The 12,507-nt window shown below is 74.7% G+C and carries 1 protein-coding gene (only partly in view); it reads left to right on the forward strand.

Annotation, left to right across the window (positions count from 1 at the left end):
* Nucleotides 1–163: 163 nt before the first annotated feature.
* A protein-coding gene (locus tag ACT4N7_RS00015) for a type I polyketide synthase (RefSeq protein ID WP_444826419.1) crosses the window boundary here: on the forward strand, nt 164–12,507 show its start. Its footprint extends 15,508 nt past the window's final position; only the first 12,344 of its 27,852 coding nucleotides appear in the window; the start codon lies at nt 164–166; its stop codon lies beyond the right edge, outside the window.

Raw genomic sequence — 12,507 nt, forward strand, 5'->3', positions numbered from 1 at the left:
ACACTAGGGATTTTCCTGGCGGGCACGCGACGAGACTCAGGCGCATGTGGTCGTCGAACGCCAGTGTGCCCGCGCGCCCGCCAGGTACCGGCGGGGACGGCCGTCCATCCACTGGGGACACGCGGGGCGTCCGGTCACCGGTCGCCGAGATGGGTTGACGTAGATGGACAACGAGCAGAAGCTCAGGGACTACCTCAAGCGGGCGAGCAGCGATCTGGCGCGGACCCGCCAGCGGCTGCACGACCTGCAGGCCGCCGCGCAGGAGCCCATCGCGATCATCGGCATGAGCTGCCGGTACCCCGGCGGGATCGCGAGCCCGGAGGATCTGTGGCGCATGGTCGTCGCGGGCGAGCACGGCATCACCGGCTTCCCGACCGACCGCGGCTGGGAGATCGACGCGGACCCGGCGACGACGGCGGGCGGCTTCCTGCGCGACGCCGCCGAGTTCGACGCCGGGTTCTTCGGCATCTCCCCGCGCGAGGCGCTGGCGATGGACCCGCAGCAGCGGGTGCTGATCGAGACCGCGTGGGAGGCGTTCGAGCGGGCGGGCATCGACCCGCACTCGATCCAGGGCAGCCAGACCGGCATGTTCGTCGGCGCGATGGGCCACGAGTACACCGTCGGCCCGGACGAGGACGTCGAGGGCTTCCGGTTGACCGGCAGCGCCAACAGTGTGCTCTCCGGTCGACTGTCCTATGTGTTCGGTGCCGTCGGTCCGGCGGTGACGCTGGACACCGCGTGCTCGTCGTCGCTGGTCGCGCTGCACCTGGCCACCCAGTCGCTGCGCGCGGGCGAGTGCTCGCTGGCGCTGGTCGGCGGCGTCACGCTCATGGCGCGGCCGACGACGTTCACCGAGTTCGGCAAGCAGGGCGGCCTCGCGGGCGACGGGTTCTGCCGGTCCTTCGCCGACGCCGCGACCGGCACGGGCTGGGCCGAGGGCGTCGGCGTCCTGGTGGTCGAGCGGCTCTCGGACGCGCAGCGCAACGGCCGCGAGATCCTCGCCGTGGTGCGGGGTTCCGCGGTCAACCAGGACGGCGCGTCGAACGGCCTCACCGCGCCCAACGGGCCATCGCAGCGGCGCGTGATCGAGCAGGCGCTGCTCAGCGCCCGGCTCTCGGCCGACCAGGTCGACGCCGTGGAGGCACACGGCACCGCGACGACACTGGGCGACCCGGTGGAGGCGCAGGCGCTGATCGCGACCTACGGCCAGGACCGGGAACGCCCGCTGCTGCTGGGTTCGGTGAAGTCGAACCTGAGTCACACCCAGGCCGCGGCCGGGGTGGCAGGCGTGATCAAGATGGTGCTGGCGATGCGGCACGGGGTGCTGCCGAAAACGCTGCACGTCGACGCGCCATCGTCGCATGTGGACTGGTCGGCGGGTGCGGTCCGACTGGTCACCGAGAACGTCTCGTGGCCGGACACCGGTCAGCCCCGGCGCACGGCGGTGTCGTCGTTCGGGATCAGCGGCACCAACGCGCACACCATCCTGGAGCAGGCGCCCGAGCGGGCGGTCGAGCCGGAGCCCGCGCGGATCGACGCCGGGCCGGTGCCGGTGCTGGTGTCCGCGCGCACGCGCGCCGGCCTTGCCGCGCAAGCCGAGCGGCTGCTGTCCGCGCTCCCGGACGCGCCGCCGGTCGACCTCGCCTTCTCGCTCGGCACCACGCGGTCGGCCTTCGAGCACCGGGCCGCGGTCGTCGCCGCCGACCTCGACGGCGTGCGCGCGGGCCTGCGCGCCCTGGCCGCGGGTGCGCAGGCCGCCGGGCTCGTCACGGGAACCGTGCAGAGCCGGGCGAAGCTGGCCTTTCTGTTCACCGGGCAAGGCGCGCAGCGGCTCGCGATGGGCCGTGAGCTGTATGGCCGGTTCGCCGTCTTCGCCGAGGCGCTCGACGCCATCGCCGCGGACTTCGCGCCGCACTTGGCGGTGCCGCTGACCGAGGTCATGTGGGGCCAGGACGCCGACCTCCTCGACCGGACCGAGTACGCCCAGCCCGCGCTGTTCGCGCTGGAGGTGGCGCTGTTCCGGCTGGTCGAGTCCTGGGGCGTCAAGCCGGATTTCCTTGCCGGGCACTCCATCGGCGAGATCGCCGCGGCGCACGTCGCGGGCGTGCTGTCGGCGGCCGACGCCGCGAAGCTGGTGGCCGCGCGGGGAAAGCTGATGCAGGCGCTGCCCGCGGGCGGGGCCATGGTGTCCCTCCAGGCGACCGAGGCCGAGGTCGCGCCGCTGCTGGGCGAGCGCGTGTCGCTCGCGGCGGTCAACGGGCCCGCCGCGGTCGTGGTGGCGGGCGACGAGGACGCGGTGGCCGAACTCGCGGCCCGGTTCGACGCCGAGGGCCGCAAGACCAAGCGGCTGCGGGTGAGCCACGCGTTCCACTCGGCCCTGATGGACCCGATGCTCGACGAGTTCCGCCGCGTGGTCGCGGGACTCTCGCCGCGGCCGCCGCGGATTCCCTTTGTCTCCAACGTGACCGGCGCGCTCGCGACCGCCGAGCAGGTCACCTCGACCGACTACTGGGTGGACCACGTCCGCCAGGCCGTGCGCTTCGCCGACGGTGTGCGGCTGCTGCACGGCCAGGGTGTCACGACGTTCCTGGAGTTGGGCCCGGACGGGGTGCTCTCGGCGATGACCGGCGTGTGCCTTGCCGAGGCCGATGATGTCGTCGCGCTGCCGATACTCCGGTCCGGGAAAGCGGAACCGGAGACGATCACCACCGCGCTGGCCGGGGTGCACGCGCGGGGCGCGCGGGTGCGGTGGGCGGCGTACTTCGCCGGGACCGGCGCCCGGCGCGTCGACCTGCCGACGTATGCCTTCCAGCGGCAGCGGTTCTGGCCCAAGGGCACCCTGGCGTCGGCGGGCGACCCGCGGGCGGCCGGGCTCGGCGCGGCGCACCACCCGCTGCTCGCCGCCGCCGTCTCACTGGCCGACTCGGACGGCGCGCTGCTGACCGGGCGGCTGTCCGCGCAGACCCACCCGTGGCTCGCCGACCATGTGGTGCGCGGCCGGATCCTGTTACCCGCCACGGTGTTCCTCGAACTCGCGATCCGCGCGGGTGACGAGGTCGGCTGCGACCGCGTGGAGGAACTCACCCTCGCCGCGCCGCTCGTGCTGCCCGAGCAGGGTGGCGTGCAGGTGCAGCTCTGGGTCGGCCGCCCCGACGAGTCCGGCGCCCGGACCGTCAACATCTACTCCCGGCCGGACGGCGCCGAGGACCAGCGGTGGGCGCTGCACGCGACCGGTGTCCTCGTCGCGGGCGCCCGGCCCCTCCCGTTCGACGCGGCGCAGTGGCCGCCGGCGGGCGCCGAACCGATCGACCTCGACGGCCTCTACGACCGGCTCGACAGCGACGGTTTCGCTTACGGGCCGACGTTCCGCGGCCTGCGCGCGGCGTGGCGCTCGGGCGGCGACGTGCTCGCCGAGGTGGCGCTGCCCGAGTCCGTGGACACCGACGCCTTCGGCGTGCACCCCGCCCTGCTCGACGCGGTGCTGCACGCGCTCGCGTTCGTCGGGCTCGGCGCGGGCAGCCGCGGCGGGCTGCCGTTCTCGTGGGCCGGGGTCTCCCTGCACGCCTCGGGTGCCGCCGCGGTGCGGGTTCGGCTCTCGCTGGTCGGCGACGACACGGTGTCGATCGCGGTCGCGGACGTCGACGGCGCCGCGGTCGCGTCGGTCGAGGCGCTGGTGGTGCGCGCCGGGTCGGCCGACGAGGAGCCGGACGACGCGGGCGTCGCGCGGGACGCACTGTTCCGAGTGGACTGGACGCCGGTCGCGGACCACCCGGCGTCCGACGAGTCGATCGCCGTGGTCGGCGCGGACCCGTGGGGGCTGGCCGAAGTCGTCGGCGCGGCGCACAGCGCGGACCTCGCGGCGCTCGCCGCCGAGGACGGGCCGGTGCCCGCCGTGGTGCTGGTACCGGTCGTCGGCGAGTCGGCCGACGTGGTGTCCGGCGCCCACGACCTGACCGTGTGGGCACTCGGGCTGCTCCAGGACTGGCTGGCGCGGGAGCGGTTCACGGGGTCGCGCCTGGTGTTCGTCCGGCGTGCGGTGTCCGATATGGACAGTGCGGCGGCGGTGTGGGGGCTGGTGCGCTCGGCGCAGTCGGAGAACCCGGGCAGCTTCGGCCTGGTGGAGCTGGACGGCGTCGACGCGGCGGCGCTGCCGCGGGCGCTCGCCGCGGACGAGCCGGAGGTGGCGGTCCGCGACGGGCGCGTGCTGGCCGCCCGGCTGGCCCGGGTCCGCGGCGACTCGGCCGCGATCGGTTGGCGCGCCGAGGACTTGGTGCTGATCACGGGCGGTACCGGCGGCCTCGGCGGCCTGGTGGCGCGGCACCTGGTGGCCGAGCACGGCGTGCGGCGCCTGCTGCTGGTCAGCCGCCGGGGTGCCAACGGCGATGGAGTCGTGGACTTGGTCGCGGACCTGGCCGCGCACGGCGCCGAGGTCGAGGTGGCGGCGTGCGACGTCGCGGACCGCGACGCGCTCGCGGCACTGCTGGCCGCGCACCCGGTGTCGGCCGTGGTGCACACCGCGGGCGTACTGGCCGACGGTGTGATCGGATCGCTGACGCCCGAACGGGTCGACGGGGTGCTGCGGCCGAAGGTGGACGCCGCCTGGCACCTGCACGAGTTGACGCGCGACCGGGAGCTGTCGGCGTTCGTGCTGTTCTCCTCGGTGGCGGGGACCTTCGGCGGTACCGGGCAGGGAAACTACGCCGCTGGCAACGCGTTCCTGGACGCGCTCGCCGCGCATCGGCGAACGCTGGGGCTGCCCGCCGCGTCCCTGGCCTGGGGCCCGTGGACGCAGACCGTGGGCATGACCGCGAGCCTCGACGGCGCGGACGCGCGGCTGGCCCGGATGGGCATGCCGCCGCTGTCGGTCGGGCAGGGACTCGCGCTGTTCGACGCGGCACTGGCGACCGGCGAGCCGGTGGTGGTGCCGGTGCGGCTGGACTTGTCGCTGCTGCGCGCGGGCGGCGCGGTTCCGTCGCTGCTGCGCGGCCTGATCCGGGTCCCGGCGCGGCGCGCGGCCGCGCGCACCGCCGCGGGCGCCGGGCTGCTGGCCCAACTGTCCGAAATGGACGAAGGCAAGCGGCGCGAGTTCCTGGTCGACCTGGTGCGCGGTCAGATCGCCGTGGTGCTGGGGCACGCGGGCGCGGACGCCGTGGACCCGACCAGGCCGCTGCGCGAGCTCGGGTTCGACTCGCTGATGTCGGTGGAACTGCGCAACCGGCTCAACGCCGCGGCCGGACTGCGGCTGCCCGCGACGCTGGTGTTCGACTACCCGACGGCCGCCGCGCTGGCGGGCTACCTGCACGACGAACTCTTCGCGGCCGACGCCCGGGTGGCGGTTCCGGCGCGGGTGTCGCGGGCGGTGGCCGACGACCCGATCGTCGTGGTCGGCATGGCCTGCCGGTACCCGGGCGGGGTGCGCTCCCCGGAAGACCTGTGGCGGCTGGTCAGCGAGGGCACCGACGCCGTCACCGCGTTCCCGGCGGACCGCGGCTGGGACGTGGAATCCCTGTACCACCCCGATCCCGACCACGTGGGGACCTCCTACACCCGCGCGGGCGGGTTCCTGCACGACGCGGGGGAGTTCGACCCCGGCTTCTTCGGGATGAGCCCGCGCGAGGCGCTGTCCACCGACTCGCAGCAGCGGTTGCTGCTGGAGGTGTCCTGGGAAGCCGTCGAGGGCGCGGGAATCGACCCGGTGTCGCTGCGCGGCAGCCAGACCGGCGTGTTCGCGGGCGTCATGTACAACGACTACTCCGCGCTGCTCGGCGGGGCGGATTTCGAGGGATACCAAGGCAACGGCACGTCGCTGAGCATCGCGTCGGGCCGGGTGGCCTACGCCCTGGGGCTGGAGGGGCCCGCGGTCACCATCGACACGGCGTGCTCGTCGTCGCTGGTGGCGATGCACTGGGCGATGCAGGCCCTGCGCGCGGGGGAGTGCTCGCTCGCGCTGGCAGGCGGCGTCACGGTCATGTCGACGCCGATGGCGTTCGTCGAGTTCTCCCGGCAGCGCGGGCTGTCCCCGGACGGCCGCTGCAAGTCCTTCGCCGAGTCGGCCGACGGCGTCGGCTGGTCCGAGGGCATCGGCATGCTCCTGTTGGAGCGGCAGTCGGACGCGCGCAGGCTCGGCCACCCGATCCTCGCGGTGGTGCGGGGTTCCGCGGTGAACCAGGACGGCGCGTCCAACGGGCTCACCGCGCCCAACGGCCCGTCGCAGCAGCGGGTGATCCGGCAGGCACTGGCCGCCGCCGGTCTGTCCACTGTGGACGTCGATGCGGTGGACGGGCACGGCACCGGCACCACGCTGGGCGACCCGATCGAGGCGCAGGCGCTGCTCGCGACCTACGGGCAGGACCGGGAGCGGCCGCTGTTGCTCGGCGCGGTCAAGTCGAACATCGGGCACACCCAGGCCGCCGCGGGCGCGGCGGGCATCATCAAGATGATCATGGCCATGCGGCACGGCCTGCTGCCCAAGACACTGCACGTGGACACCCCGTCGTCGCATGTGGACTGGTCGGCTGGCGACGTGGCGCTGCTGACCGAGCACACGGCCTGGCCCGCGGTGGACCGCCCGCGCCGGGCGGCGGTGTCGTCGTTCGGGATCAGCGGCACGAACGCGCACGTGATCATCGAGCAGCCCGCCGCGGCGGTCGGGCCGGTGGCGGATCCGGTGGTGACCCCCGCCGTGGTGCCGTGGATCGTGTCGGCCAAGAGCGAGGCGGCACTCGACCTCCAGACGGACCGGCTTCGGTCCTTTGTGGAGCAAGGAGCCGGACTGTCCCCTGTGGACGTGGGTGGGTCGCTGGTGGCGGGCCGGTCGCTGTTCGAGCACCGGGCGGTGCTGCTGGCGGGTGCGGACGGTGTGGTCGAGGCCGCCCGGGGCGCGGCGTCTCGGCGGTCGTTGGCCGTGCTGTTCTCCGGCCAGGGCAGCCAGCGGTTGGGGATGGGGCGGGACCTCCACGACCGGTTCCCCGTGTTCGCCGCCGCGTTCGACACGGTGGTCGCCGAACTGGACGGACACCTGGACTCCCCGCTGCGCGAGGTGCTGTGGGGCACCGACCCGCAACCGCTGAACCAGACCGGATGGACACAGCCCGCGCTGTTCGCGGTCGAAGTCGCGCTCTACCGGCTGGTCGAGTCGTTCGGCATCACCGCGGACTTCGTCGGCGGGCACTCGATCGGCGAGCTCAGTGCCGCGCACGTGGCTGGCGTGCTGTCCCTTGTGGACGCTTGCGCACTGGTTGCGGCGCGGGCGAAATTGATGCAGGCGCTGCCCGTCCGCGGGGCGATGGTCGCGGTCGAGGCGGCCGAGGACGAGGTTGCCACGCTGCTGACCGCGGGCGTGTCGATCGCGGCGGTCAACGGTCCGGCCTCGGTCGTGATCGCTGGCGACGAGACCGCGGTGCTCGACCTCGCGGCCCGGTTCACCGAGCGGGGTCGCCGGACGTCGCGCCTGCCGGTGAGCCACGCGTTCCACTCGTCCCTGATGGACCCGATGCTGGCCGACTTCCGCGCTGTCGTGGCCGGTCTGTCCTTCGCCGAGCCCCGTATCCCGATGGTGTCGAACCTGACCGGCGCCCTGGCCACGGCCGAGCAGGTGTGCACTCCCGAGTACTGGGTGCGGCACGTGCGGGAGTCCGTCCGGTTCGCCGACGGGGTGCGGGCCCTGCGGGCGGCGGGGGTCTCCGCGGTACTCGAAGTGGGCCCGGACGGGGTGCTGTCGGCGCAGACGCAGGAGACCCTGGCCGAGCCCGCGGTGCCGGTGGTTCCCTTGCTGCGCAAGGACCGCGCCGAGGAACTCGCGGCCGTCACCGCGCTCGCGCGGCTGCACGTGGTCGGCGTCCGGGTCGACTGGGCGGCGGTGTTCGCGGGCACGGGCGCGCGCACGGTCGACCTGCCGACCTACGCCTTCGAGCACCGCCGCTACTGGCCGGAGCCGGGGGTGGCGCCGACCGAGGTGGACCCGGTGGACGCGGAGTTCTGGGCCGCGGTGCAGCAGCGGGACTTCGACGCGCTGACCTCGACGCTGGAGCTGGACAGCTCGACGGTGGCGGCGATGGTGCCCGCCCTGTCGTCGTGGCGCGCCCGGCGCCGCACTCAGTCCACAGTGGACTCTTGGCGGTACCGGGTCTCCTGGACCGCGTTGACCGAGGTGGCGCGGACGCCGTCGCCCGGGACGTGGCTCGCGGTGGTGCCCGCCGCGGTCGCGGCCGACGAGTGGGTGGCGGCGGTGCTCGCCGCGCTGGGGTCGTCGGTCGTGCGCCTGGAGGTCGCCTCCCTGGAGCGCGCCGCGCTGGCCGAGCGGGTGGCCGGGGTGCCGGACGCGGCGTTCGTGGGTGTGCTTTCCCTGGTGGCGCTGGATGAATCGGACTCCGGCGGAGCGCCTGCCGGGGTCGTCGGCACGGCGGCGCTGGTGCAGGCATTGGGTGACGCGGGCGTCGAGGCGCCGGTCTGGGCGGTGACGCGGGGCGCGGTGGCCGCGGTCGAGGCGGACCGGCCCGCCGATCCGCGCCAGGCCGCGGTGTGGGGCCTCGGCCGGGTCGCGGCGCTGGAGCAGCCGCACGCGTGGGGCGGACTGATCGACCTGCCGGAGCTGATGGACGGGCGCGCCGCACGGCGGCTGGCCGACGTCCTGACCCGCGGCGACGGGGAAGACCAGGTCGCCGTCCGCTCGACCGGCGTGTTCGGCCGCAGGCTGCTGCGGGCGCCGGGCGCGGCGGCGGCGGTCTGGGAGCCGTCCGGCCCGGTGCTGATCACCGGCGGTACCGGCGCCCTGGGTATCCAGGTGGCGCGCAGGCTGGCGGCGACCGGTGTGCGGGAACTGGTGCTGCTCAGCAGGAGCGGGCTGACGGCCCCTGGCGCGCCGGAACTGGTGGTCGAGCTTGCCGAGGCGGGCACCCGGGTCACGGTCGTGGCGTGTGACGCGGCCGACCGCGACGAGCTGGCTGCCGTGCTGGCGGCGCATCCGGTGGCCGCGGTCGTGCACACCGCGGGCGTGGTGGCCGACGGCGCCCTGGACTCGATGACACCGGACCGGTTCACCGCCGTCTTCCGGTCCAAAGTGGACTCCGCGATCGCGCTGGACGAGCTGACCCGCGACCTGGACCTGTCGGCGTTCGTGCTGTTCTCCTCGGTGGCGGGCACCATCGGCAGCCCCGGGCAGGCCAACTACGCGGCGGCCAACGCGATGCTGGACGCGGTGGCCGAGCACCGCCAGGCCGCCGGGCTCGCCGCGACGTCGATCGCGTGGGGCGCGTGGGCGGGCGACGGAATGGCCGCCGGGGGGCAGGAGCGGGCCGGTCGGCTGGGCATCGGCGCCATGGACCCCGAACTCGCGCTCACCGCGCTGGGACAGGTCGTGGGCGAGTCGCGGGCGACCGTGCTCGTCGCCGACATCGCACCGGATCGGTTGCTGGGCGCCATGTTCGCGCTGCGGCCGAACCGGGTGCTGGCGGACCTGCCGGGCGCGGCGGCCGTGCTCGCCGCGGTCGAGGCGGCGCGGCGCGAGGCCGAGTCGGCTGGGGCGGAGCTGACCGAGCGGCTGCGCGGCCGGTCGGGCGCCGAGCGGGTCGCGGTGCTGCTCGACGTGGTGCGCGGCCAGGCCGCCGCGGTGCTGGGCCACGCAGGCCCGGCGGCAGTCGGCGCCGACAAGGCGTTCCGCGACTTGGGGTTCGACTCGCTCTCCGCGGTCGAGTTGCGCAACCGGCTCGCCGAGCTGACCGGGCTGACCCTGACCGCGGGGATGGTGTTCGACTTCCCGACGCCGCGCGTGCTCGCCGAGCACCTCGTCGGCGAATTGCTCGGGCAGCGCGGCGAGATCGCCCCGGTCCGGTCGCAGGTCGGCGGGCCGACCGACGAGCCGCTGGCGATCGTGGGCATGGCCTGCCGGTTCCCCGGCGATGTGCGGACCCCGGAGGACTTCTGGCGGCTGCTGGCGCAGGGCCGCGACGGCATCGGCGGGTTCCCGACCGACCGGGGCTGGGACCTCGACGCGTTGGCGGGCACCGGCGGCGTCTCGCACAGCGACACCCAGGAGGGCGGATTCCTGCCCGACGCCGCGGGTTTCGACGCGGCGTTCTTCGGGATCTCCCCACGCGAGGCCGTCGCGATGGACCCGCAGCAGCGGCTGCTGCTGGAGGTGTCCTGGGAGGCGCTGGAGCGCGCCGGGATCGCGCCGCCCACGCTGCGCGGCAGCCAGGCCGGGGTGTTCATGGGCACCAACGGGCAGGACTACGCCAACCTGGTGCACCAGGCGGCCGAGGACATCGGCGGCCACGCCGCCACCGGGCTGGCGGCGAGCGTGCTCTCCGGCAGGCTCTCCTACACCTTCGGCCTGGAGGGGCCCGCGGTCACCATCGACACGGCGTGCTCGTCGTCGCTGGTGGCGCTACACCTCGCCGGGCAGGCGATTCGGCAGGGCGAGTGCGAGGTGGCGCTGGTCGGCGGCGTGACCGTGATGGCCACGCCGGACAACTTCGTCGAGTTCACCCGCCAGGGCGGGATGGCCGCCGACGGGCGGTGCAAGGCGTTCTCCGACGCCGCGGACGGCACCGGCTGGTCCGAGGGCGTCGGTGTGCTTGTGGTGCAACGGTTGTCGCACGCCCGGCGCGACGGACGCCGCGTCCTCGCCGTGGTGCGGGGCACGGCGGTCAACCAGGACGGCGCGTCCAACGGGCTGACTGCGCCCAACGGCCCGTCGCAGCAACGCGTGATCCGCCAGGCCCTCGCCAACGCCGGTCTGTCCACTTCGGACGTCGACGCGGTGGAGGCGCACGGCACCGGCACCACGCTCGGCGACCCGATCGAGGCGCAGGCGCTGCTGGCGACCTACGGGCGCGACCGCGAGCGGCCGCTGTGGCTGGGGTCGGTCAAGTCCAACATCGGGCACACGCAGGCCGCCGCGGGCGTCGCCGGTCTGATCAAGATGGTGCTGGCGCTGCGCAACGGCGAGCTGCCCAAGACGCTCTACGCCGAGGTCCCGTCGTCCCATGTGGACTGGCAGGCGGGCCCGGTGCGGCTGCTGAGCGAGCCGGTCGCGTGGCCGCGCGCGGACCGGCCCCGGCGGGCCGGGGTGTCCTCGTTCGGGGTCAGCGGGACCAACGCGCACGCCGTGCTGGAGGAAGCACCCGCGGAGTCGGACGTGGCCGAGTCGGTCGCCGGGCCGGTCGTGCCGTGGCTGGTGTCGGGCCGCGGTGCCGCCGCCGTGCGGGAACAGGCCGCGAGCCTCGCGTCCACTGTGGACGCCGCGAGCGATGTCGGGTTCACCCTGCTGGACACGCGCGCGGTGTTCGAGCACCGGGCGGTGGTGGTCGGCGAGGAGTCCGCGGACTTGCTGGCGGGTATAGGCGCCTTGGGTGCTGGGCTGCCGTCGCCCGCGGTGGTCGAGGGTCTGGCCGATGTCGAGGGCCGGACCGTGTTCGTGTTCCCCGGCCAGGGTTCGCAGTGGGTGGGCATGGGGGCCCGACTGCTGGACTCCTCGCCTGTGTTCGCCGAGCGGGTGGCCGAGTGCGCGGCGGCGCTCGACCCGTTCATCGACTGGTCGCTGGTCGAGGTGTTGCGCGGCGAGGCACCGGACTCGGTGCTGGAGCGGGTGGACGTGGTGCAGCCCGCGTCGTTCGCGGTGATGGTGTCGCTGGCTGCGCTGTGGGAGGCGCACGGTGTGGTGCCGGACGCGGTGGTCGGGCACTCGCAGGGTGAGATCGCGGCGGCGTGTGTGTCCGGTGCACTGTCTCTTGTGGACGCCGCGCGGGTGGTGGCGCTGCGCAGCCAGGCCATTGCCGCCGAGCTGGCGGGCAAGGGCGGGATGGTCTCGATCGCGTTGTCGCGGCACGAGATCCAGGACCGGCTGGCGGCGTGGGACGGTCGGGTGTCGCTGGCCGCGGTCAACGGGCCGCGGTCGGTCGTGGTGTCCGGCGAGCCCGACGCCCTGGCGGAGCTGAGCGCGGCGGTCGCCGCCGACGACGTCCGGGTCCGGCAGATCCCGGTGGACTACGCCTCGCACTCGGTGCAGGTGGAGTTGGTGCGGGAGCGGCTGCGCGAGCAGTTGGGGCCGGTGCGGCCGCGGGTGCCGCGGGTGGCGTTCTACTCCACGGTGAGCGACGGCTGGATCGACCAGCCGGTGCTGGACGCCGACTACTGGTACCGCAACCTGCGCCAGACCGTCGGCTTCCAGCCCGCGATCGAGGCGCTGCTCGGTCACGGCTACCGGGCCTTCGTCGAGGTCAGCGCGCACCCGGTGCTGACCTTGGGGGTGGCCGACTCGGTCGCCGAGGCCGGTGAGCCCGCCGTGGTGGCGGGCACGCTGCGCCGCGACGACGGCGGCCTGCGCCGGTTCGCCACGTCGCTGGCGGAGGTGTTCGTCCGGGGCGTGGCGGTGGACTGGGCACCGTTCTTCGCGGGCACCGGCGCGCGCCGGGTCGACCTGCCGACCTACGCCTTCCAGCACGAGCGGTTCTGGATCGCCACCACCGCACCGCGATCGGCCTCGGCCGACCCGGCGGACACCGAGTT

The organism is Actinokineospora sp. (assembly GCF_052390155.1).
Lineage (GTDB): Bacteria > Actinomycetota > Actinomycetes > Mycobacteriales > Pseudonocardiaceae > Actinokineospora.